The 25,077-nt window shown below is 42.8% G+C and carries 20 protein-coding genes; 9 read left to right on the forward strand and 11 right to left on the reverse strand.

What is annotated here, in order from left to right; genetic code table 11:
• Positions 1–99: 99 nt before the first annotated feature.
• The 6 genes from ABID99_RS20835 to ABID99_RS20860 all read right to left on the reverse strand — a co-directional run bounded on the left by ABID99_RS20835 (position 100) and on the right by ABID99_RS20860 (position 12,936).
• Positions 100–1,452 carry a glucoamylase family protein gene (locus tag ABID99_RS20835; RefSeq protein ID WP_090534140.1) on the reverse strand — a complete coding sequence of 451 codons (1,353 nt, stop codon included), beginning with the start codon at positions 1,450–1,452 and terminating at the stop codon, positions 100–102.
• A gap of 117 nt (positions 1,453–1,569) precedes the next feature.
• A complete protein-coding gene (locus ABID99_RS20840) occupies positions 1,570–3,051 on the reverse strand; it encodes a RagB/SusD family nutrient uptake outer membrane protein (protein WP_373614995.1) in 1,482 nt (493 codons plus the stop codon).
• An 11-nt stretch (positions 3,052–3,062) separates the two neighbouring features.
• A complete protein-coding gene (locus ABID99_RS20845) occupies positions 3,063–6,086 on the reverse strand; it encodes a TonB-dependent receptor (RefSeq protein ID WP_090534144.1) in 3,024 nt (1,007 codons plus the stop codon).
• 248 nt (positions 6,087–6,334) lie between these two features.
• Complete coding sequence (locus ABID99_RS20850; protein WP_373614996.1) at positions 6,335–9,229, reverse strand: triple tyrosine motif-containing protein; 2,895 nt, start codon at positions 9,227–9,229, stop codon at positions 6,335–6,337.
• A 102-nt stretch (positions 9,230–9,331) separates the two neighbouring features.
• On the reverse strand, positions 9,332–10,288 hold the full coding sequence (locus tag ABID99_RS20855; RefSeq protein ID WP_373614997.1) for a rhodanese-related sulfurtransferase: 957 nt from the start codon (positions 10,286–10,288) through the stop codon (positions 9,332–9,334).
• Between the two features lie 167 nt (positions 10,289–10,455).
• Positions 10,456–12,936 (reverse strand): DUF5686 and carboxypeptidase regulatory-like domain-containing protein, encoded by a 2,481-nt coding sequence (locus ABID99_RS20860; protein ID WP_373614998.1) that lies wholly within the window; start codon positions 12,934–12,936, stop codon positions 10,456–10,458.
• A 130-nt stretch (positions 12,937–13,066) separates the two neighbouring features.
• On the opposite strand from ABID99_RS20860, the gene kbl reads away from it, so the two are divergent.
• The 4 genes from kbl (at position 13,067) to ABID99_RS20880 (ending at position 16,396) form a co-directional block, all read left to right on the forward strand.
• Positions 13,067–14,257: a glycine C-acetyltransferase gene (gene kbl / locus ABID99_RS20865; RefSeq protein ID WP_373614999.1), complete on the forward strand. Its 1,191-nt coding sequence runs from the start codon at positions 13,067–13,069 to the stop codon at positions 14,255–14,257.
• A 113-nt stretch (positions 14,258–14,370) separates the two neighbouring features.
• A complete protein-coding gene (gene pheS / locus ABID99_RS20870) occupies positions 14,371–15,405 on the forward strand; it encodes a phenylalanine--tRNA ligase subunit alpha (protein WP_175490108.1) in 1,035 nt (344 codons plus the stop codon).
• Positions 15,402–15,815: a hypothetical protein gene (locus ABID99_RS20875; protein WP_090534154.1), complete on the forward strand. Its 414-nt coding sequence runs from the start codon at positions 15,402–15,404 to the stop codon at positions 15,813–15,815. The genes pheS and ABID99_RS20875 overlap by 4 nt, the downstream gene beginning before the upstream one ends.
• Positions 15,815–16,396, forward strand: coding sequence for a TetR/AcrR family transcriptional regulator (locus tag ABID99_RS20880; RefSeq protein ID WP_090534155.1), 582 nt, complete (start codon positions 15,815–15,817; stop codon positions 16,394–16,396). The genes ABID99_RS20875 and ABID99_RS20880 overlap by 1 nt, the downstream gene beginning before the upstream one ends.
• A 123-nt stretch (positions 16,397–16,519) precedes the next feature.
• Here ABID99_RS20880 and ABID99_RS20885 read toward each other — a convergent pair whose 3' ends face one another.
• Entirely contained in the window at positions 16,520–16,831 is a 312-nt protein-coding gene (locus ABID99_RS20885) for a hypothetical protein (RefSeq protein WP_090534157.1), read from the reverse strand.
• Positions 16,832–16,987: 156 nt separating this feature from the next.
• On the opposite strand from ABID99_RS20885, the gene creD reads away from it, so the two are divergent.
• From creD to ABID99_RS20910, 5 genes are all read left to right on the forward strand, one after another.
• Complete coding sequence (gene creD / locus ABID99_RS20890) at positions 16,988–18,355, forward strand: cell envelope integrity protein CreD (RefSeq protein WP_373615000.1); 1,368 nt, start codon at positions 16,988–16,990, stop codon at positions 18,353–18,355.
• A gap of 334 nt (positions 18,356–18,689) precedes the next feature.
• Positions 18,690–20,096 (forward strand): 23S rRNA (uracil(1939)-C(5))-methyltransferase RlmD, encoded by a 1,407-nt coding sequence (rlmD, locus tag ABID99_RS20895; RefSeq protein ID WP_373615001.1) that lies wholly within the window; start codon positions 18,690–18,692, stop codon positions 20,094–20,096.
• Positions 20,097–20,256: 160 nt separating this feature from the next.
• A complete protein-coding gene (locus tag ABID99_RS20900) occupies positions 20,257–20,652 on the forward strand; it encodes a hypothetical protein (RefSeq protein ID WP_373615002.1) in 396 nt (131 codons plus the stop codon).
• Between the two features lie 133 nt (positions 20,653–20,785).
• On the forward strand, positions 20,786–21,298 hold the full coding sequence (locus ABID99_RS20905; RefSeq protein ID WP_129568425.1) for a phosphoribosyltransferase family protein: 513 nt from the start codon (positions 20,786–20,788) through the stop codon (positions 21,296–21,298).
• A 152-nt stretch (positions 21,299–21,450) separates the two neighbouring features.
• Positions 21,451–21,606: a hypothetical protein gene (locus ABID99_RS20910; RefSeq protein WP_373615003.1), complete on the forward strand. Its 156-nt coding sequence runs from the start codon at positions 21,451–21,453 to the stop codon at positions 21,604–21,606.
• Positions 21,607–21,716: 110 nt separating this feature from the next.
• Here the strand turns inward: ABID99_RS20910 and ABID99_RS20915 are convergent, their stop codons facing one another.
• From ABID99_RS20915 to ABID99_RS20930, 4 genes are read right to left on the reverse strand one after another with little or no spacing between them, the layout of a single operon-like run.
• Positions 21,717–22,223, reverse strand: coding sequence for a shikimate kinase (locus tag ABID99_RS20915; protein ID WP_373615004.1), 507 nt, complete (start codon positions 22,221–22,223; stop codon positions 21,717–21,719).
• A gap of 10 nt (positions 22,224–22,233) precedes the next feature.
• Complete coding sequence (locus ABID99_RS20920) at positions 22,234–23,292, reverse strand: ABC transporter permease (protein WP_373615005.1); 1,059 nt, start codon at positions 23,290–23,292, stop codon at positions 22,234–22,236.
• A 4-nt stretch (positions 23,293–23,296) separates the two neighbouring features.
• Positions 23,297–24,460 carry a BT_3928 family protein gene (locus ABID99_RS20925; protein ID WP_274986810.1) on the reverse strand — a complete coding sequence of 388 codons (1,164 nt, stop codon included), beginning with the start codon at positions 24,458–24,460 and terminating at the stop codon, positions 23,297–23,299.
• 5 nt (positions 24,461–24,465) lie between these two features.
• Positions 24,466–24,957 carry a DUF1599 domain-containing protein gene (locus ABID99_RS20930; RefSeq protein WP_090534301.1) on the reverse strand — a complete coding sequence of 164 codons (492 nt, stop codon included), beginning with the start codon at positions 24,955–24,957 and terminating at the stop codon, positions 24,466–24,468.
• Positions 24,958–25,077 lie beyond the last annotated feature (120 nt).

Below are 25,077 nucleotides of genomic sequence, written 5' to 3' on the forward strand. Positions count from 1 at the left end.
TTAAAATGCTTCTTTGTTTTGCAACCGACGTAATTACCGCCGTTGCTTTAAAACAAATTTAACCTCTTTAACGGCCTTTTGTTTATTTTTTATGCCGAATTAATTTTTCACGATAGCAGGGCTTTCAAAACCCAGTTTTTTCAAACCACCCTGAACCTCGGGGCAGCTCATGAAAAGTTTCCAGAGCAAACCGGTCCGGTAGTTTTCAATCATCACAATGATCGGGCCCTGATCGATGGCTAAATAGGAGTTGGCGTACCAGTTATGCGACTCGCTGAAGGCATCGGTAAAGCCATACTCGCCCCAGATCTTATCGCCCAGGTCATAATAAAAATGACGCAACGCTTTCATCGAATATTCCGGGGTATATGGGAATGCGGATAACGCGGCCGTAGGCGTAATTACGCCGAGGTCGTTAGTTGGCGAATGTGCATTGTACCCCTCAAAGTTATCACTGGCAGTTAAGCCCCAGCAATTTTCACCATAGCCTTTAAATTTTTTAGGATTATCAACGCAGTAAGCATGATTGATCAAAGTATGATTTTTATTTTGTTCCCAGTAGTCGGCATACTCGTCCTTTAATCCCTTAGGATTAAGGCCGAGGAAAGAATATTGCGAGAAGAATAGCGGACCGCCGTAATCAAAACCAAGCGGCAATTTAAAACCGTAAAAAGTTTTTCCATTTTTAAAGAAATCGCTTTGCGCCCAACCATTATGGTAAACATTGGCACTAACGGGGTAACGTTCGGCAGATGCGGCAAGCACGTAAGTGATCAAACATTCGTTAAAACCGTGGATCGGGAAATTCATGGCCCAGCCATTGTTGGGGCTCCAGTGCCAGTAAAGGTAGTCGCGGCCATCGCGGGTGTACCAGTTCCATTCCATTTCACCCCACATCCAGCTAATCACATCACGGATGCGACGTTCTTTGGGCGCATCGCCGTTGAAATATTGCCTCGCACACAATAAACCCTGGAAAAGATAAGCTGATTCAACAATATCACCACCATCATCCTTACGGCCAAAACGGATCACTTTACCGGTTTCGCCGTTTAACCAGTGCGGGAAAGCGCCGTGAAAAGCATCGGCCTTGTATAAAAAGTTAACGATCTTAACCATACGGTCAACCGCCTGCTCATGGGTGATCCATTTGCGGCTATCGGCCACAATGAGCGACATGATGCCAAATCCCGAACCGCCGGTAGTCACCACCTCGTTACCGTAATCAAAAGAAGTGTTGCTGCGCTCACGGGCCAGACCGCTCACCGGGTGACCAAAGTCCCAGAAATAACGAAACGTTTGGCGCTGCACCACATCCAGCAAAGCGCTATCGGTAAGGTTTTTTATAATACCAACGGGCTTAATGCCGTCTTCTGATTTTTTTGTTTGCTTTTGGGCAAAGGCGCAAATGGCAGCCAATATAAATACCGGAGTAATAAATAGTTTTTTCATAAAGCTATTTGCATTTGGATATGAAAAACAGGGTTTTCATTAAAAAAAGAGAGGTTGCCCGTTAAACCCAACAAGGCAACCTCATCATCAATCAACTGTGTGTATTTTATTGGCTAATTAATAACCAGGGTTTTGTGTTAATGCGCCACCGCTCAGGTCAATTTCATTTTGTGGCACCGGCCAAACTTCGTTTTTGCCGGCTTTCCAACCGCGTGAGCCAAAAACTTCGGTACCCCTACCCTGACGGATCACGTCGAAATAACGTTCAAATTCCATAGCCAGTTCAACCCTTCTTTCCTGGTATATAGCTTTACGAAGGGTTGCCTGATCAGTTGTGGTTATCTTTGGTAAGATAGCGGCGTTACCGGCACGGGCACGGGCACGAACCTGCTCTAACGGAATTAAGGCAGCTGCTGAATTACCAAGCTCATTGTTAGCTTCAGCGTTCATCAGCAATACATCAGCATAGCGTAAAACGATCTTGTTTTGCTGGCAGCCTTCATTAAAGCCAGATACATACAGGCTAAAAGGAACGTATGATTTTTGGTTATACATCGGGTTATCTCCGCTGGCCGGGATCTTATCACCCTCCGGCGTAGTTTCGCCCCTGAAAATGATAGTCGCATCACGGCGTGGGTCGCCGGTTTCGTAAGCAGCAGCTAAACCTGCACTTGGCACGTTGAAGCCCCAGCCGCCTCCGGTAACACCACGTACACCCTGTACCTGCGAGTACTGTGAGTTTGAAGCATCGGGATTGTTAGGGATCAATGCGCACTGGATTTCAAATACCGATTCCTGATTGTTTTTATGATTGGTACGGAACATTTGTTCGTAATCAGGAAACAACGAATAGCCCATGCCCATTACCTGGTTGGTATAATTCAATACATCGCTCCACTTTTTCAGGTACATGGCAACTTTTGCATGCAATGCAATAGCGGCGCCTTTAGTAGCATGACCGATATCGGCCGAGCTGTAGGTTTGCGGCAACACATTGGCTGCATCAGTCAAATCCGTTTCAATGGCAGCCCAAACCTGTGCTTTTGCTGTACGCGGCAGGTTATATTCTGACGCATCTTTAGGTAAGGTTAAACGCAATGGCACATCGCCAAAAGCCCTAACCAACCTAAAATATGAATAAGCCCTGATAAACTTAGCTTCGGCCAAATACCTTGCCTTTAAAGTTTCGTCCATGGTAATACCTGGCACGTTGGTCAAGATCTGGTTAGCAAAATTGATGTTTTGGTACTGACCTTTCCAGAAACCACCCAATTGGGCATCCCCCGCAGTAATGGTAAATTTGTGATAGTCATTAAAGAAGGTAGCATCACTTGCGGTACTGCCTTTTTCTACATCGTCAGAACCCATGCTCTCTACAGCAATAGGTGCAAAAGCGATATTGTTCCACTCGCGCAGGTTAGCATACATGGCGCTAACCGCTTTAGTAGCATCATCCTGGGTTTTGAAAAATTGGGTTGCCGCGGTATTTTGAGCCGGATCAACATTTAAGAAGCTTTTTTTACAGCTTTGAAACGATATAATTGAAGCGATAAGACCTAAAGCAACGACCTTACGCGAATATTTTGTACTATTTTTCATCTTTATATTGATTAAAAAGTAACGTTAACACCAAAATTATAGGTAGCAAATAACGGATACACACTTGCATCAATACCACGGCTGCCTACAGCACCACCAATCTCCGGCGAGAAGCCTTTGTAACCAAACAGGTTGATGGCGTTCTGCGCGTTTGCATAGATCCTGACTTTTGAAATATTCAGTTTCTTCAGGAATTCGCCCGGAATGGTATAGCCCAGCTGCGCGTTCCTCATCCTGAAGTATGCACCGCTTTCAACATAGAAAGAGTTAGGGGCGGCATTACTATTTTTACCAACGTTTACTGAAGGGTAGGTATTTGAAGTACCTGCTCCATGCCAGCGGTGTTCATAAAAATCCTGAGTAAAGTTTTCATTGCCGAAGCGGTAAGCGATATTGGCGTTATAAACACTTACACCGGCAACGCCCTGAAAATCTAACGCAAGGTCGAAGTTTTTGTAGGTGAATGATGTGTTTATACCGTAGTTATATTTTGGCAGCGGGCTACCCAGTGCAACGCGATCGCGGCTATCCAATATGCCATCGTTATTGGTATCCTGGTAAATGAAATCGCCAGGGGCTGCGCCCGGTTGTTTTGAAGCTGCAACCTGCGCTGCTGTTTGGAAAATGCCTGTTACTTTGTAGCCATAAAACTGGCCTATCGGCTGGCCAACCACGGTGCGGGTAGCCAATGCGCCGTTGGCAATACCTTCGCCACCATCATAAATTGGGTTTTGGCCGGTTATTACATTAAGGACCTTATTAGTATTAATACCGAGGTTACCGCTGATACTATAAGTGAAATCCTTTGACGGATTATCTCTCCATCCTAATGAAAACTCCCAACCTTTATTCTGGATAGTTGCCTGGTTACCTATCAATGAACTGTTACTTGTACCTAATGAACCAGCCACTGGAATTGCGAAAATAGCATGTTCAGTTTTACGATCGTAATAATCACCTTCGAAAGTAAGTTTGCCATCAAACAAGCCGCCCTCGATACCAAAGTCTGACGACGCGGTGTTTTCCCAAACGATAGATGGGGGTACTATGGAGTTAATACTTGCACCCGGATAAGTTTTAAGCGGGTTACCAAATAAGCCAGTGAGGTAAGGATCGGTGGCAATAACTTGTACTGTCGGGTTAATAGGCACACCAGAGTTGCCTATCTTTCCCCAGCTTCCCCGAACCTTTAACGAACTGAATACCTTCTGATTTTTCATAAAATCCTCGTTGGTAATTACCCAACCGGCACCAATTGACGGGAAATTACCATAAGTATGCTGGCCATAAAACTGCGACGCACCATCATGACGAATGGAGGCGTTCAACAAATACCTGTCTTTAAACGAGTAATTGACACGTGCAAATTGTGATAATGCGCGGTTGTGAGCCTGACTGCCGGGAGTTGGAAAGAAATTTATATTGGCGGTATCCGGAAATGAACTCCTGATACTGCCGTTTTTTACATACGGAACATTATCGGCCTTACCATCTATTTGTTTAGTTCGGTAATTTTGAGCACTGTAACCCACCAGGGCTGTAATTTTATGATCCTTTATTTTAACATCATAGGTTAATGTATTTTCCCAGATCCAGTTACGTACATCAGTATGGTTGATGTCCAGATTGGTTTTATTACTCTGTTGTTTTAAGGTAGCAAAGTATTGAGGAGAATATCCCCGTACTTCATTCTGGCTGATATCGCCGCCAAAGCTCGACTTAAATTTGAAGTTTTTAAGGAAGGTAACTTCGCCATAAGCGTTATAAGTAAAACGCTTGTTTTTTGTGCGCTGATTAAAAAAATCAATAGTAGCCTGCGGGTTATAGTTATTACCATCGCCGGTTCCATAGTCGTTAGGATCGCCATAACTGCCATCGGCTTTGCGTACGGGTAGTGTAGGGGCCGCGCCAAATAACTGGTGAAAGATATCGCCATTCACATCGCGCGATACGTCAGACAACCCACTTGCGGTATATCCGAATTTTAAGTTTTTAGTTGGCTTAAAATCATTTGACAAGTGAACGGTGTAACGCTGATAATTGTTGGTTTTGGCTAATCCATCCTGGTTAAGGTAACCAAACGAATAGTTGTAAGTATACTTATCGGTACCACCGCTTATTGAAGCCTCATGGTTTGTAGTAAATGCCTTGCGCAATATTTGTTTATACCAGTCGGTTCCTTTACCGTATGATGAAGGATTGCTGAATATCGGATCGCCACCATTTAATGCCGAAAGCTCATTTACCGCAGTGGCATATTCATTGGCATTTGCCATTTTTACCTGGTTGGTAACAGCCTGCAAACCTACATAGCCATTATAATTAATAACCGGTTTACCTTTTGTACCACGTTTAGTACCTATCAAAACTACACCGTTGGCTGCACGGATACCGTAGATAGCTGTACTTGACGCGTCTTTCAAAATGCTGAAGCTTTCGATATCCTGCGGATTAAGGAAGCTGATATCATCATACCAAACACCGTCAACAACAAACAGCGGTTTGGTATTACCATAAATAGTACCTAAACCACGAATAGTAATGTCTGGTGATTTACCCGGTGTACCGCTGTTGGTGATTTGTACACCTGATACTTTACCCTGTAAACCGCTCAATGCGTTAGGTGAAGCTTGTTTGGCAACATCGGCGCCTTTAACAGTAGCTATCGAACCGGTTACGTCAAGCTTTCGCTGCGTACCATAACCAATAACAACTACCTGCTGCAATTCGTTTGTCTTTGGCTGCAGGGCTACGTTTATGGTTGTTTGCCCGTTAACTGCTACCTCTTGTGTAGCATAACCTATATAAGCAATTGATAAAGTTGCATTACCCGGTGCCTGGAGGGTAAAGGCTCCGTTTACGTCTGTTTGGGTACCTATAGTTGTTCCTTTAACTGAAACAGACACGCCTATTAAAGCCTCGCCTGTTTTTCCGTCAGTTATTTTACCTTTTAGTGTAACGTTTTGTGCAAACGCCGCGTCATAGCAAAACAACAGTAACAACATCAACCCTGAAATAGTAAATATTCTTTTCATAGTGGTTAATAAATAATACGGATCGAAAAATAATTGGTTTATTGATTTGCAAAGCTGTACAGATAATCAGCCTTTAGCAAATAATGTAACTCAACATTAATACATCAGCATAAGAATACTTTCACACGAAATGTTTTTATAAAACACAAACACCTATTTAACAGACAGTTAAAATAAAACCAACTACTACACAGCCCGCTTAGTACCCAATACCACTAAATAGCACAATGAGAGGTAATGATGTAGTGTTAAAGCTCGATGAGAAACTCGGTGAGGTTTTTATCATGCTCCAGATTGAGCTTTTTGCGCAGCCTGTAACGACGAATTTCGACACCCCGCAATGAAATATTGAGCAGCGATGCCATCTCCTTACTGCTCATATTCATGCGCAGGTAAGCGCATAATTTAAGGTCATTGGGTACAAGGTCCGGATGACCGGCTTTTAATTTTTTAAAGAAATTTTCGTGCGCTTCATTAAAACTGGTTTCAAATATGTTCCAGTCACGCTCATCGCTCATACCTTCATCAATCACTTTCTGGATGCGGCGCAATTGTTCGTCGGCCAGCTTTTTACCATCTTCTCCTTTGAGGTGAGTTAGCTCGTCGCTTATCTTTTGCAGCAGCTCATTTTTGTAAACTATGTTCATAGCCGAATTTGCCAGTTCACGGCTTTTACTGGCCAGGTCGGCTTGCAACTGCTCGTTCTTTATGTTGATGATATGCTGCTCATTGGCTATAGCCTCCTGCTTCAAAAATTCTTCCTTCTCTTTCTGCAGCTTTTGTTGAATCTGCTGCTGATGTTTTTTCAATTTAAGCCCGTAGTAATACCTGATCACATAAAATAGCAATACAGCCAGCAATACATAAAACACCAGCGCTATTTTGCCGGCATACCATGGCGGCAATACCGTAAAAGTTATTGTTGAAACAGCAGATTGGTACTGATCATTCACCTTAGCCCTCACCTTAAAACTATAGGTACCCTGGTTAAGGTTGGTAAACTCTTTTTGGCTTTGCGGCGTCCATTCGCTCCATTGATGCGAATAACCTTCCAGATAATACTGAAACCTTATTTTGGCTTGCGTATAGTAAGGCAAAGAATAGCTTATGCGGATGTTGTTTTCGGCGTAAGGAACCTCAATATTGTTACTCTGTTCTGCTGCTTCAGTTATCAACGATACCTTATCGGTAACATTCTCTATCCTCCTGATCAAAACATCAGGTATTTTGATCCTATTGGGCAGTTGGGCATCTGCATCGTTTAATATCACAAACCCGTCATCAACACTTATCAAATAGGTTGAGTTGTTGATACGGTTAATGGTTTCATAATGCTGTACCATCTGTCCGTTCAGGATAGAAAACCTGTTGGTATCGATGGTTAGCTTCCCGGTAACAGACATATCGGCCAAACCAACCCTGCCCTGGTTAATGAACCAGTATTTTTTACCTATAGCCTTAATGATCTTACTTGAGGTGGCAAATGTGCCCAGTTTGCTGTTAAGCTGCTGATATTTATAAAACCTGTCGGTAATATCGTCATACATATAAAAACCCAAATCTGACGAGAAAACCGTGCGGCTATCGAGATCAAATACATTAATGTTGTAACTACCCGGCAAACCATGTTTTTGGTCGTAATAAACGTGTGATACCACAGTGCGCTGATCGGCGCTTAAAGTAAGTTTATAAATACCCTTATAAGCGTGGCTTACCCAAATTTGACCTTTGGCATCACGTTCAACATAGCGTGAAGGTTCACTGAAACCCGCTAATTTATGGCTGAATTGCCAATTGCCCGCGGCATCTTTCCGGTAGATCACCAGGCCGGTATAAGTGCCCTGCATGAGCATATCGGGGGCCATTTTCTTAATGGTCCAACCGCCTGTTACATCCGAGATCTTTTTTAACGAAGCTCCATTTACCTGGTAGGTTCCGTCGTTATGGCCGCAAAGCAACCTGTTATCCTGTAACGACAAATCCCACACCTGCCCCTGCGAACCGGGAATCAGTTTAAAGTCGAATGTTTGAAAGGGGCTGTTATGATTATCGGGCAGCCAATCGCTGTAAAACAGCCCCTGGTTAGTGCCGAGATAGATCTTTTTATCAAAAATGATACTTGAATAAACCGTACCGAATTTCCCGGTTTTATCGAAATAAAAATACAAAGGCGAGTTAACCTCAATTCTATCGATACCATTATCCAGTCCGGCCCAAAGGTTTTGGCTGGCATCGGTATAAAGGCTTAACACCGTATTGTTTTGCATACCGCTGGCTTTATTGATATGCTGCACTACACGACCGGCAGTATCAACGATCACAATACCATTAAGAATGGTACCATAGGCGAAATACTTATCGGCGATGGCCGCGCCATTATTCAGCTGGTAGGTTTTTAAAAAATCATTTGCCTGGCTCACCCATGGCTTAACTGTTTTACCATCGTAGATAAATAAACCATTTTTTGCCGTACCAATGAGATATTTACGCTGTTGAAATGGCAAAATAGATAACACACCACTTGCGCCTAAAATACTGCTGCCTTCAATATATTCAGTCTTTGAACCTTTAAGCTCAAAAAGCCCTTTTGTTAATTGCTCTACAAAAAAGCGGCTACCACATTTAAAAAGGAACAAATACGGCTCATGTGTTTTTACCACCTCAATTTTACCAGCCGAATAAATATAGATAGCACCAAATGATTGGAAAAGCACCCTGTTGTTATCGCAATATATTTTCCAGATCTCTTCGGTTACCGGTAAAAAGTTTTTCGGCACCAGGTTAACGAGTGAGGTATATTTTAAAATGCCCTTACCATCGTTATGCCAGTAGCCAAATTCACCATATCCGCCGGCATACACCCTGCCCTTGCCATCAGCACTAACTGAGCGTACAATTAAGCCGTTGGGCATGTGGTATTGCTGCCAGTATTTACCATCAAAGGTGAGCAGGCCTTCGGCATTACCAAAGTACATAATATCGTGCTCATCGCGCGTTACCGACCAGTTTTGGTTACCAAACTGGTAAGTTGCCTTGGTATAGTTTTGAATATAAGGAACACCTACACTTTTAATATCTACCGACCACGCGGGCCAAACTGATATAAAAACAAGAACGATAATAATACACAGGGTTTTACGCATGGGATGTAGCGGCTCAATTTGCTAAAGTAGTGTTTGTACCCGACAAAATAAAAAAGCCTACCCTTGAGGGTAAGCCTTATATAATTAATTGTGCCACAGCTGTTATGCTATTGGCTGCAGTTTGTTTTTACTCACATTTACCGGTTGAGGTACTTTTACATAATACCCGGTACCATCATAAACCCGTTTACGCGGATGCTCTTTACAAGCATCGCTGCAGCAGCCGTCCATAGCGGTTCCGCATTCATCGCACTGGGTAAAATGTTCGTTGCACTCAGGGTTGGCGCAATTGATCATTTTTGGTGTGGTTTTGCCGCAATTTAAACAGGTTGAAATAACAACCGGGTTCACGCTGTTTACATCAACCGAAAGGCGGTTATCAAATACATAGCATTTGCCCTCAAAATCCTCGCCGCCGGCTTCTTTACCATATTTAATGATGCCGCCATGCAACTGGTACACTTCGGGGAAACCTTCGTGCAACAACAACGCCGATGCTTTTTCGCATTTAATGCCACCGGTGCAGTATGTCAGGATCTTTTTATCCTTGTACTTGGCCAGCTCGTTGATCATGGCCGGAAAATCACGGAAGTTATCAATATCAAGGGTCACCGCGTTTTTGAACTTGCCTAAAGAGTGTTCGTAATTTGAACGTACATCCAAAACAACCACATCTTCCCTGTCTTTCATCGCCAAAAACTCTTTCGGCTCCAGGTGTTTACCGGTTTTTTGTTTCGGGTCGATCAGATTCGGATCACGAAGACCTGAATGTACAATCTCTGATTTATAACGCACATGCATTTTTACAAAGGAAGGCGTATCTACTTCATCAATTTTAAAGTCGATACCGGCAAAACGCTCGTCGGCGTGTACAGTATCCATATAAGTTTTACATGCCTCAACAGTACCCGAAACAGTACCGTTAAGCCCTTCATCGGCCACAATAATGCGCCCGGTTAAACCTAAGCTTTTACAAAATTTTAAATGATCGGCAGCAAATTGCTCCGCATTAGCTATTGTCGAATAACAATAGTATAGTAGGGTATTATACATTTTCATAAAATCATTGATACTGCTGCAAACAGTGTTAAATGAGCGGCGCAAAGATACGAACTTTGTTCGTAGTCCGAAAGTCTGAAGTCAGAAAGTCCGTAAGTAAGAAGTCAACCATTAAATCAAGAGCAAAACTTTCGGACTTAAGCGGACTTTCCGACTTCCGGACTCCCTTACCTTATCCCGTAAAAGATCCTAAACCCCTGGATGTATTTTTTATCGCCGGCGTAGGAGATACCATAGTCAACACGGAAAATTAGGCGCTGTACGCCTACGTAAAACTCGCGGTAATTGCGGTTATTTTTCGTGGTGAGGTAGTTGGCACCGATAATTTCTTCAAGCTTCCACTTTCTTAACAACGGGATATGATTAAATAGTGAACCTGCAAAATTATGTTGGTAATGCGCCTCTAAAAACGCACCGTTGGTACTATAGGTATAAAAAGGCAGGAAGTGGAAACTACCTACATAGGTAGGATCAAAAGTGGTACCCTGGTTACCTAAAAAGTGGTTATAATCCATGTAGTACAGGTTGTTGTTATTGAAAAAGCCTCCGCCCGATACTTTAAATGATGAATAGCCCGAAAGACCGACACGGATATGGTCCTGCGAAAGATCGACAGAGGCAAAATCGTAATCTACATCCGAGCCGATGATATTTTTAAACCCTTTACGGTAGTTTACCGTTAAGGTTGGATATTTTGACGGCAGGTTAAACTTGCCGGTGGGCCGGGTTTCGTACCGCTGATCAAAAGTAAAAGTAGCTGACGCGTTAAATACAAGCGCCTGATTGTCAGGAAACAAAAAGGAATGGTCATCAGCCGGAGTACCCGGCGGAGCTAATGGATTATTTGATGTAAACTGGCGATCTTTAATATCCTTTATCTTGCTAAAAGACGTATTGTAAAGCTGCGAACGACTTGAATACGACAAACCTCCTTTTAAAAACACGCCGTTTAACACTTCGCGCTGATAGCCGAAATCGCCATAATGGCTTCGGTAATATTTAACATAGTTATTTTCGCTCAGAAGCGTACTCAGCGTGTTGAAATATAACGAACGCGTGCCTACATTGTTAAGATCAAGCACATCGCTGCCAAAATCAGCATAAAACTTAGCGTTATGGAAAGGATCGTTCTTATACTCAAAACCTATGTTGGCGCTGAAGATTTTGTTAGAGAAACCATAACGCAAGGCGGGTGTAATTGTCAATGAATGAAAATCATCAATGGTACGGATATAGCTTACCTTTGCATTAATGCCAAAGCCCTCAACCGTGTTGTAATAAAAGGTTTGTATAAACGGAAAAATATACAATGAATCCCTGTTGCTTTTATTGCTGGCAGCATAACCAAAAATCAGGTAGCCAGGATAGTTGATATGATTTTTATGATGCTGAAGCGAATCCAGATAAGTATCCGTCTTTTTATATTCTTCAAAGGCATCCTTTTTTTTGTAATCACGATCCTCAAAAGCAGTTAAGGGTATGGGCCTCGCATCGGCCCAGTAGCCCGGCTTTTTACTATTAGCTACCGTATCAATTTTCAGGATCTCACCGGTAAAAAAGTTATCAGGAAATGTCGGGTTGATTTTATAGTTATTATAAACAGCCGCATAATATCCGCCAAATTTAAATCCGAAGACGGCCCCTTTAAAACTGTATTGGGTTGATGCAGGCATCCATACGCTATCGGTTATGGCTACGTATTGCTGCCTGATCTTTAATGTATCAACCAGATTGAGGTTGCTCGTTTTATTTTCAACAAACAGGTCAACGCTGTAAATGCGCCAGTCGCCGTCAACAATATAAATATCGCCCTGAAAATACTGACCATGCCCGCGTTTCGGAATCACCTGGATTTTGTGGATGGTATGGCCATTTTCAACTGAGGTTCCAAGCAATTTGTAATTATAAAACCTGGGACCATATGAAGCAACCGGAGAAACAAAGCCACGGGTAGCTAACCCGTTTATAGTAAATACATTCTGGTAAAAATTAGCCTGTAGATCAGATGCCTTTTTGTAGCCAAATGCTGTATTCTGGCCAGCCATCCGGTTGGCGATAGTAATCTCCCGTACCTTGTTTGGTTTTTGAAAATTGTATTCAGATATTGATTCGGACTGGTAGAGTATCCCCCTACCGTTTGTATCCAAATCGAGCGTTTTCCTTACCTCCTGGCCCAACAATGATTTAGGTACGCTCAGTAATTTTTGTACACCTTTGATATAAACAGCACAGGAGTATGAAGTGGCCTCCTCAATATAGTATTTGCGCTTTTTCAGCACTTGCTTCATGATGGTATCGGCAGCATCCCGGTTTTTACGATAGGTTTCGGCTACCCTGTTGGTGGCAAATACTTCATCGGCCATTTGTACATTATGTTCCTGATCCTGATCTGTTATGGTGACCTGCTCTATCTTTTCAGTATATCCAACATAGCGATATATGACATTATAGGTACCGGGAGCAAGTTTAAACTGGTAAATTCCGTTTTCGTTGGCGGTAGTACCATAGGTGGAATTACGGATATAAATAGAAACAAAAGGAATGGCCTGTCCATCCTTATCGGTTATTTTTCCTGTCAAAAGCGATTGCTGTGCAGAGGCCCTTATTACGCAAAAAGCAGTGATTAATAGTAGTATATATTTTCTCATATGTTACTTATGGGTAATGTGTTATGGCCTAAAAATGTTTTATTATTCAGTTAATAATTATTTAAGGTTTAATAAACCTTATCAAATGCCCGCGAATGCTTAATTTTGCCCTCTTTAAAACACGCATGCTATGTACAACACACTAAAGCCGGTTTTACAACGGGAGTTAACCGAAATTGAAAACGCCGGGTTATACAAAAAAGAACGGATCATTACTTCGCCCCAGGGCGCCGATATTACTGTTCAGGGCGGTGCCGAAGTAATTAACTTTTGCGCCAATAACTACCTCGGCCTATCGGGTAATGCCAAAGTAGTACAGGCCGCCAAAGATGCCATGGATACGCATGGTTACGGTTTATCGTCTGTACGGTTTATATGTGGTACACAGGACATACACAAAGAGCTTGAAAAAAAGATAGCTGAATTTTTGGGCACTGAAGATACCATTCTATATGCGGCAGCGTTTGATGCCAACGGCGGTGTGTTTGAACCGTTATTTAATGATCAGGATGCCATAATTTCTGACGAGTTGAACCATGCTTCGATCATTGACGGTGTGCGCCTTTGCAAGGCCCAGCGCTACCGTTACAAGCATGATGATATGACCGACCTGGAAGAAAAATTAAAAGCTACGCAGGAACTGCGTCACCGAATCATCGTTACCGATGGCGCTTTCAGCATGGACGGCACCATTGCCCAGTTAGATAAAATCTGCGATCTGGCCGATAAGTACAACGCGCTGGTCATGATCGATGAGAGCCATTGCTCGGGCTTTATGGGCAAAAACGGTCGTGGTACGCATGAGCACCATAATGTGATGGGGAGGATCGATATCATCACCGGTACATTAGGTAAAGCTTTGGGTGGTGCTTCGGGCGGTTTCACATCGGGCCGCAGAGAGATCATTGACATGCTGCGCCAGCGCTCACGCCCATATCTGTTCTCAAATACTTTGGCACCTGCCATTACCGGTGCTTCGATAGCGGTATTGGATATGCTAAGCGAAACCACCGAGCTTCGCGATAAACTGGAAAGCAATACGCAATACTTCCGTAAAAAAATGACGGAAGCAGGTTTTGATATTAAACCCGGCGTACATCCTATAGTCCCGGTTATGTTATATGATGCCAAGCTGGCCCAGGAATTTGCAGCCAAAATGCTTGACGAAGGTATTTATGTAATAGGCTTTTACTATCCGGTAGTACCGCAAGGTAAAGCAAGGATCAGGGTACAGATCTCGGCAGCGCATGATATGCACCATTTGGATAAAGCTATTGCAGCGTTTACTAAGGTGGGTAAGGAACTGGGAGTGCTTAAATAGTCGTATATTTGCTGCCCTGCGCACAAATATCAATCTATAACAGCTATCTCCTTAGCCACCAATAATCAGGGGGCAGAGATAACAACAAAAAGAATTACAAACAATACATTATAATGCAAGCTCAGATAGACCAATATACCGCCGAGATCAATGCTTTCTCGCCTGCTAATGCCGACGAACTGGAAGCGTTCCGGATTAAATTTTTAGGCACTAAGGGTATTATTAAAGACCTTTTTGAGCAGTTTAAAAGCGTTAGTCCGGAAGAGAAACGCACTTTCGGCAAGGTACTTAACGAGTTTAAACAACTGGCCGAGGCTAAATATAACGAGCTGAAGGAAAATGTTACAGCGGATACGGGCTCTGCAAAATCCGAAATCGATCTTACTTTACCCGGTGACGGTTTCACTGTTGGCTCACGCCACCCGTTATCGTTGGTGCGTAACGAGATCATCGATATTTTTAAACGTTTAGGCTTCGTTGTTGCCGAAGGCCCGGAAATTGAAGATGACTGGCATAATTTCTCGGCCCTGAACTTCCCCGAAGAGCACCCGGCACGTGACATGCAGGATACCTTCTTTATTAAAAAGAATAATGGTAAAGATGATATTGCGCTGCGTACCCACACCTCATCTGTACAGGTACGGATGATGGAAGCCGGCAAACCACCGTTCCGTGCAATTATGCCGGGCAGGGTTTATCGTAACGAGGCTATTTCGGCCCGCGCGCATTGCTTTTTCCACCAGGTTGAAGGTTTGTATGTTGATGAGAATGTATCTTTCTCTGATCTGAAACAAACCCTTTACCACTTTGTGCAGGAGCTTTATGGCGAAGGTACAAGGGTACGTTTCCGTCCGTCATACTTCCCGTTCACCGAGCCATCAGCCGAGATGGATATTTCGTGTACCATTTGCGGCGGTGCCGGTTGTAACATGTGTAAACACAGTGGCTGGGTGGAAATTTTAGGCTGCGGTATGGTTGATCCTAACGTTTTGGAAAACTGCGGTATCGACAGTAAAAAATATACAGGCTTTGCCTTTGGTATGGGTATGGAGCGTATCGCCAACTTAAAATATGTAATCCGCGACCTGCGCCTGTTTTCAGAAAACGATGTACGTTTCCTTAAACAGTTCCAAACTGAAATGTTATGAGGAAACTCACTATAATATTATTGGTAGTTATCGGTTGCTTTTCGTGCGGAAAAGCAACCGATAATGTACCGAGTGTACCTGTTAATTTCCAGGCCGCATTGGGCACACCGGCATTGAGCCCCCTTAACGTTGCGGGCGGCGCGGTGGCCGTTAATGGTTATGGTGTGTCCGGATTGATCATTTACCGTAAAGTGAACGGCACTTATGCGGCCTACGACCGGTGTAGCAGCTATCAGCCCGAAAAAAAATGCGCCGTAACAATTGACAATACAGGCTTTACGGTAACCGATCCCTGCAGCGGTTCAAAGTTTAGCCTTGAAGATGGCACACCGGTAAAAGCCCCGGCCACAAAGGCATTAAGAACCTATAGGGTAGCTGTTACCCAGTTTGAAATTCAAGTAACTAATTAATGGAAGCCGATAAAATAAAAGATAGTATTAAGCGGGCGGCACAGGAACTTTTCCGCAAATTCGGGTACCATAAAACCAGTGTTAACGAGATTGCCAAAAAGGCAAAAATTGCCAAGGCAACCATCTATAAATACTTCGATAGCAAAGAGGCCGTATTACACGTACTGCTGATGGACTACATTAAAGCCAGCGTTGACGACCTGGTACAAAGCAATTGGAATGATATTGATGAAGAGGTTTATCTCAATAACCTCATCATGAAAACCTGCCGCCTCTCCTATACTGTTTGTAACGAGTTTATCGGCTGGGATTTCATCCGAGAGTCAACTAACTCACAGGATTTTTTAAAGAACCTATCTAACGAACTGGAAGAACTGCTCATGGCATCGTTTATCCAATTGCCCGGCATCCGCAAGCACGAAACTTACCAACAGCGCTTACGCTTCCTGATCAAGTGCAGTAAAAGCATCGTGTTTAGCTTTGCATTTACTTCGGTAAGTGATTCGGATGTGCGGAAAAATTTTGTTTCTTTTCAGAAAGAGATCCTGCCCTATCTGGTTAAGGCGGCGGTTTCGGTTTAAGTAGCTAATTGGCGGCACATTAACAGAATATTGTGCAAGACATTATGAATATATCCGTTACTAACATATAAAATATGACAGTTGCCCTCATCATCAAAAACGGATAACTTATCCCATTCTTTTTTATTTCATGTTTCTATTGGTTTGAAAGGCCTCTATTTTAGCAATATTCTGAAAATTGATTCTGAAAATATTTTCTCCGCTACAACCTATCACCTGTTTCGTACAAAGTAATGTCCATTGGTTTGAAGATTTAGTAAAGAAAAGCACCGGGATCCCGCTCAAACCTGCTATTAAATTAGATTTCAGGTATAATTTAATCGGTTCTGAAAGATCGTTGAAAAAAGATGTATGGTCATCTAACATTGTACAAATCTCATGTTTGTCAGCTTTCCACATTATTCTATTCAACATATATTCATCGGTCTTTTTCATCAGCAATAAAACTATCAAAAAATGGTGATCTGGTACATATCATTAAAGAAGAGAGTTTCTAATCCTAAAAAAATCGACAATTACTTTGAAATACAAAGTACTTTACATTATATTTGTCACAGGCTTAAGCAAAGCCTTTCTTTTTAATCAGAAACTTTGAAATACAAAGTACTTTATACCCAAGCAATCATGATAGAGGAACAATCACCAAAACAAACAACATTGGGCTGGCTCAGGGAGTCGGCAACATTTAAATTGATCTTTATCGGGCTATTGGCGCTTTTACTCTTAATTCCATCAGCCTTCGTCCAAAACCTGGTAACCGAACGTGCAGTCAGACAGGGTGAAACGGCCAAAGAGGTATCAGAAAGCTGGTCGGCCAGCCAGATTATCAAAGGCCCGATATTGGTTATCCCTTATAAAAAAGGAATAAATATGACCGACACCACTAAGCAGGCGCTTATAGAAAACTTGTATATACTCCCCGACAACCTTCACATTAAGGCAGGCCTTACAACACAGCTTAGGCACCGGGGCATTTTTGATGTAGCTGTATATAATACGCAGGTAAAAATAAGCGGCAATTTTGCCAAACTTGATCTCTCCTCACTCGGTATAAATATAAACCAGCTCCTTTTAAATAAAGCCAGGTTTGAATTTAGTGTGAGCGACCTGAAAGGTTTGAAAAGCAACCCGGTTATAAAAACCACTCAACCCATACTTGGCGCCGAGCCTTCATTTGAATCCGTATTTGGCAATGGTTTGCAAGCCGGTGTTGACCTTTCAGCAATAAACAATAACGAAATTCCATTTGATTACACGCTTGATCTGAAAGGCAGTGAAGGATTAAGCTTTTTACAAATGGGTAAAACTACCGATGTGCGGGTAAATGGCAACTGGAGCAGCCCGAGCTTTGATGGCAATTTCCTCCCCGATGATTCTAAAGTTGATACCAGCGGCTTTAGCGCCAGCTGGCGGATGATGTATTACAACCGGCCATTCCCGCAACAGTGGACCGGTCAGCAAAAAACGTTGGATAACGACAAAAAACTGGAAGAGGCCACTTTTGGTGTAAAACTTCGCCTCCCGGTTGATCAGTACCAGAAAACCATGCGTACCAGTAAGTATGCTATATTCATTATCCTCCTTACCTTTATATCTCTCTTTTTAACTGAGGTTATCCGCAAACAACCGATACATATGTTCAACTACATATTGATTGGCGCGACTATGGTTATTTACTATACGTTGCTGTTGTCGTTTTCTGAGCAGGTTGGCTACAACATGGCTTATCTAATTGCTTCTGTGTCAACCATAGCACTTATATCCGTATTTATATCATCCCTGCTAAAAAACGGGAAGGCGGCGTTACTGTTCGCTTTTATTTTAGCGGTGTTTTATGCCTTTATTTTTGTCATCATTCAACTGGAAGATCTTGCCTTAATGGTTGGCAGTATCGCGCTGTTTATCATTATAGCCGTGTTGATGTACTTTTCGCGCAAGATAAATTGGGATAAAAATTAAGCATTGCATATACCAATCAGCAAAGTTTTCATAAATCTTTACTGATTGGTAATTAAACCTTATACCGATTTGGTTTTTAGTTTAAAAATTACTATGTTAGCATAGTAATTTTTTGTTTTATGAGCCGCGAACTAACAGAACTTTCCGACCTGATTGATGAGCAATTTGAGATAGAAGATATTACCGTTGACGATAATATGGTTAACTATCTGCTAAGTTTATTTGCTTAGAGATCCTGCTTAAGATCGTAACGTCTTTTAAAGGCGACCGGCTTTCTTTTGTCCCTCCTCTCCCATTTTCAGGATTAAATAAATAGGGTTAACTTTGCAGCCTGATGAGTAAAGCTAACAAACCAAAGTTTTTTGAGAACGTACAGATCATTGACATTGCCGAAGAAGGCAAAGGCGTAGGCAAAGCCGATGACTTTGTGCTTTTTGTAGATAAGGCCGTACCCGGCGATGTGGCAGATGTACAGGTATACCGTAGTAAGAAAAACTTCGGCGAAGGCAAGATCACCGAATTAAAACAAGCTTCTGAATACCGAACGCAAGCTTTTTGCGAGCATTTCGGCACCTGTGGTGGCTGCAAATGGCAGCACATGACCTACGAGGCCCAGCTTAAATTCAAACAAAAATCGGTTGTCGATGCTTTAAGCCGTTTGGCCAAGATCAACGTTGAAGGTATCATGCCTATCGTGCCTTCGCCGGCCGACAGATATTACCGCAACAAGCTTGAATTTACCTTCTCCAACAAACGCTGGCTTTACGATGGTGAAAACAAAGAAGATGGTACACTGAACATGAATGCTCTGGGTTTTCATATTCCGGGCAGGTTTGATAAGATCCTGGACGTAAACCATTGCTATCTGCAGGCCGAACCATCAAACAGCCTTCGGAACGAGATCCGTGATTTTACTGTACAACAAGGTTATACTTATTACGATCTGCGCAATCACAGCGGCATGCTCCGTAATTTGGTTGTACGTACCTCATCAACCGGCGAGATCATGGTGATTGTAGTTTTTGCTTACGCAGAACAAAGCGAGATCGATAACCTGATGAGCCATATTGACGCCCGTTTCCCGGAAATAACTTCATTGTTATATATCGTAAACCAGAAAAAGAACGATACTATTTTTGACCAGGATGTTGTAGCCTTTAAAGGCCCCGAATATATCCACGAGGAAATGAATGGCATCAAGTTCCGTATAGGGCCTAAGTCATTTTACCAGACCAACTCTGTACAGGCACTTCGGCTATATGAAATAACCCGTGATTTCGCTGATTTTAAAGGCGATGAACTGGTATATGACCTTTACACCGGCGCAGGCACCATCGCTAACTTTGTTGCCGGCCACGTGCGCGAAGTTGTTGGTGTTGAATACGTGCCTACCGCTATTGAAGATGCTAAGGTAAATTCGGCCATTAACAATATCACCAACACCAAGTTTTATGCGGGTGATATGAAAGATGTATTGGTGGCCGATTTCGTAGCTGAGCATGGCAAGCCGGATGTGATCATTACCGACCCGCCACGTGCAGGCATGCACCCTGATGTAGTAGCCCGCTTAATGGAAATTGAAGCTCCTAAAATTGTTTATGTAAGCTGCAATGCCGCCACCCAGGCCCGTGACCTGCTGGTGCTAAAAGAAAAATATGATACGGTTAAAATTCAGCCGGTAGATATGTTTCCGCATACCCAGCACGTGGAGAATGTGGTGTTGCTTGTTTTGAGAGATTAGAGGTTGGAGGTTAGAGGTTAGAGATTAGTTTTTCTTAGCGTATGGTTCATTGTTGATAGTTCATAGCTATGATGTTTAAGAATCGGTACGATCACAAAAACAAATCGGTGTAATCCCAAAAAAATCAACGAAATCAGCGTAATCAAAAAAATCAACGGTCATGAACCCTGAAGAACTGCTTAACGAAGGAAATGAACGCAACAAACCGGCGGCTGATAGTCCGCTGATAAGTTTGGAGCGTGACCTGAAATATTTTAACGACTCAATTAAAGAAATAGCCGAAGAGATCATTAACGAAGGACTCTCTTCCTACCCTATTTTCATAGCTCATCAGCACGAACTTAGTTTAGGCGAATTAATCCTTGATCGTCATGATTTAAACTCGGAATGGAGTATTCATGCTTCTACATTGGAAGAATTTGTAGAACGAGACGTTATAAAGCCTGTACTGAAAGAACGCTTTATTAACAGCTACAAAGATCCGTACCAATTTATGTGCGTATTTGTAGTGGTTCCCGAAGGCGCAAACTTTGTGTTTTTCCCTTACGCTAAGTAAGTTTTATTTATATAAATTTGAGACGTGCGGCCCCTTCTCCCGAAGACGCAATATGGAATGGACTATTTTAGTTGAATCCTGCTTCCGCATAAAAGCTCCTTATAAGAGAGCATCAAATAATGCCAACAATAACATGCCTGAAAAAAAGCTTCTCATACTAAATAAGCAACAGATCCAGCAAAAGCTCGACAGGATGGCCTACCAGATACTGGAGGATAATTTTGACGAGAATGAAATATTGATAGCCGGTATCCTACCGCGTGGTAACCACATTGCCGAGCGCCTGAAAACCATCCTCGATGGCATTGCGCCTTTCAAAAGCCGCCTGCTTACTATCGAACTTGAAAAACAAAGCAGTAGCTTAAGCGCCAATATTGATTTTGAGGTAGAAGAATGCAGTAATAAAGTGGTGATACTGGTTGATGATGTGCTGAACAGCGGTAAAACCCTTGCTTACGGCTTTGGTGTATTTTTGGATGTTCCGCTGAAAAAGCTCCGTACCGCGGTATTGGTTGACCGCAATCATAAAAGCTTCCCCATTACAACCGACTTTGCCGGGGTAGCCCTTTCAACTGTTATTAAGGAGCATGTTGATGTAGTGCTTGACGAAGAAGACGGTGAAGAGGATGCGGTTTATTTAAGGTAGGATGAATTCTGTCTTATTCAACTGGTTTTTATTCAATAAATCATTTTATAGAGATCGTCATTGCTGTAAGAAATACGAAGCAATCCGGCATAAGCAGAGCAGCAACACAAAGGTTATGACACTTTCCTCTTCTTGGTTTTTATAATTTAAAAATGGCAGAAAAGATTAATTATACAAGAGACTGGTGGGGAAATTTATCTGAAGCTGAAAAACGGCATATTGATGCAGGTATAGCTGATGCCGAAAATGGCAGAAAAATTTCTTCCAAAGAGTTTTGGGATAAACTAAAAGGACAAAATGAGAATTAGTATTCTCGTGTTTTGGGCGTTCCTTCGGCCGGGCTTTCCGCTCATACTGCACGGGCATTAGCCACAGGCCGGTATCCGCTTCAATCCCTAACGCAAACTATAGCATAATTTTAAATACTAACCCCCAGCGCCTCTTCCAGCTTCTCAACCGACATATCTATCCCTTCAACGATGTTGCTTGCCTGCAGGTAGAAACCTTCACGCTCGGCCAGTTTGCCGGTGATAAATTCTACCAGTTCATCGCCTTTTTTCCCTTGCAATACCGGACGAATGGTTTTGCTGTTCTCCAACCTGTCGGCCAGGGTTTTGGGAGATAGCTTTATGTAGAGAGTTTTACCGTTGGCATTCATCCAATCCATGTTATCAAAAAAACAAGGCAATCCTCCACCGGTCGATACCACCGTATTTTCGGCATATTCAGTTTCTTTTAATACCTGCGATTCCAGTTTACGGAATGCATCCTCGCCAAATGAGGAAAAATATTCGGCTATGCTCATGCCTGCTTTGGCTTCGAGCACATGATCAAGATCAATAAATTCGTAGCCCCATTTGGCGGCAAGTTTGCGGCTCCAGGTTGTTTTGCCACACCCCATAAAGCCCACAATAAAATATTTCATAAAAATTTCTTCAGCTTAATTTTACCCGAGGGTCAATCCAAACATAGATAACATCCACCAGGATACTGATCACCACAAATATAAACGCGATAAACAATATAGAGCCCATCACCACCGGAAAATCCGACATTTCCAAAGCATCAACAGTAGCTTTGCCTAATCCGTTATAACCAAAAATGTATTCCACAAAAAACGAACCTGCCAAAAGCGACGCAAACCAGTTGGCAATGGCGGTAATTACCGGGTTCATGGCATTTTTAAGCGCGTGACGATAAATAATCGTCCGGTTACTTAATCCTTTCGCTTTGGCAGTTCGGATGTAATCCTGCCCCAAAACATCAAGCATCGCATTGCGGGTAAGCTGTACAATAATGGCCAGCGGCCTCAAGCCCAAAGTAATTACCGGCAGTACAAGGTTTTTCAGTGTGATCACTTCGCCTTTAAACGGGTCATAGCTATACAAACTGCCCGACATGTTTAAATGCGTGTAATTGCTGAGCACAAAACCAAAGATCCACGCAATGATAATCCCGGCAAAAAATGACGGAGCCGAAATGCCTAATGTAGAAAAGCTAATAGCCAGCTTATCAATCCAGGTGTCTTTGTTTACAGCACTTACTACGCCTAAAAAAACACCGATAATAATAGCGAAGATCATGGCAGCCGCGGCAAGCACCAGTGTATTCGGGATCACTTCCATCAATAATGAAGCTACATCTTTACGGGTTTGGTATGAACGCCTTAAATAAGGCCATTTCAACGCCAGCACTTTGCTTTTGCTCACCGGGAATAGTTTTACATAGCCGTAGCGCTGTTGCTCGTCAGCCGTATTAAGATGGATACCTAATGGGGAAAGATCATTCAGATAATAGGCAAATTGCACCGGTACCGGTTTATCCAGCCCAAACTCTTTGCGTACGGCCTGAAGCGATTGTACGTCGGCACGCTGTCCCTGGGTCATGCGGGCAGGGTCGACAGGTAAAATATTGAACAGGAAAAAAACAACAAACACCACCCCCAGCATTACTGCCAGCCCGTACATTAATTTGCGGAGCAGGTAGGGGATCATTTGGTTATTTCTGTAAGTATTCCTTTACTATGTCTTCGTATTTAGGCACCGAATGATAATGCCATTTATTAATAACGGTGCCATTCTTAATTAACAAAACGCCCGGATTGGAACGCACCATTGATTTCAGCGGAACACCATCTGCATAAAAGATTTCGCTGATCAGCTTATGCTCTTTGGCAAACGCTTTGGCATCGGCTGCGGAATTTGAGGTGAGCAGTACGGTACGGATATTATAATTATCGGTTAAATTGATTGCCAATGCGTTGAGACGGTTGATCGCATCTTTATCTGTTTCGCTCAAATCATAGGCTACAATGAACAGGCTATAAAAAGGGCTCGAAAGTAATTCTTTGGTATAATCGTTCCGCTGTTCATCCTGGATAGCCAGGTCACGAATTTTAGGCTCATATCCCTTTTTCACCAGGCGGTTTTCCGGGTCACCAACAACTTCCCAACTGGCGTCCTTCCAGATATTACTTTTAAGATATTCCTTATCGTTCATTACCTTGGTAGCGCCAGTCTTTTTGTTTTTGAGGTGATAGGTAAGTTCAAACTCGTCAAGAGGTGCACCAGGCGGGATCTTCATTTCATCGGGTAGGTTAGCACCTATTTTATATGGCAAAAAATCAATGACCGGCGAAAAGTTGTAGGTGTATACGCCGATGCCAACCGAAACTACGGCAGCGCAGATCAGCCACTTATCGCCAACCTTCGCGCTAAATAATGGCTTAATTTCTTTGCGCTTTACAAACAATACCAGCACCAAAGCAAGCAAAACCATATCCTTACTAAAGGACTGCCATGGTGTTAAGGGAATGGCATCGCCAAAGCAGCCGCAGGTTTGCACCACTTTAAAAAAGGCCGAGTAAAAAGTTAAAAAGCCAAAAAAGATAATCAACAATAACAAGCCCCAGGCAACTTTAACAGCGCGGGCACCTATTAGTAAAGCGAAACCCAGCAACATTTCAAGCGCGCATAACACAATAGCCATCGTAAGCGCAAGCCCATTGAGGAAAGTCATATGAAAAACCTCAAAATACTCAACCAGCTTATACGAAAAGCCCAGCGGATCATTGGCTTTGATCGCTCCCGAAAATATAAACAATAAGCCCACCAATAAGCGTGGGATCCATATTACAGCGCTATTTGATGATGTATTTTTCATAAGCTTTATTTGCCCAGATGTATATTAAGCTTGATCAGCGCGAAAACGGCATAGTTCAGCATATCCTGGTAGTTGGCTTTTACACCTTCTGAAGCTTCTGTAAGGCCTTGATTATCTTCTATTTGTTTTACGCGGAGCAGTTTCATCAGTATCAGATCTGTCAATGAACTGATGCGCATATCGCGCCATGCTTCGCCGTAATCATGATTTTTGGCAAACATCAGTTCTTTGGTTTCATTCACCTTCTCGTCAAACATCTGGCTCACATGATCAGGGTTAAGCTCGGTCGACATTTCGGGGCCGCATTCCAGCTGCATCATGGCAATCACACAATAGTTAACAATGCCAATGTATTCGCCGGTGATATCATCGCCCACTTTTGAAATTTTCTTCTCTTCCAAAGTGCGGATGCGCTGGGCCTTGATAAAAATCTGATCGGTAATGGATTGCGGACGGAGGATGCGCCAGGCGGTGCCGTAATCGCGGGTCTTTTTCATGAAAAGGCCCTTACATATATTAATTACGCCTTCGTATTCTGCTGCTGTATTAGTCAAAAGATGATGTGTTTTGTTTGTTGTACGTTGTAAAGCTTAAATGTTGGGAGGTTTTGAAGCCTG

Source organism: Mucilaginibacter sp. OAE612 (assembly GCF_041806395.1).
Taxonomy (GTDB): Bacteria; Bacteroidota; Bacteroidia; order Sphingobacteriales; family Sphingobacteriaceae; genus Mucilaginibacter; species Mucilaginibacter rubeus.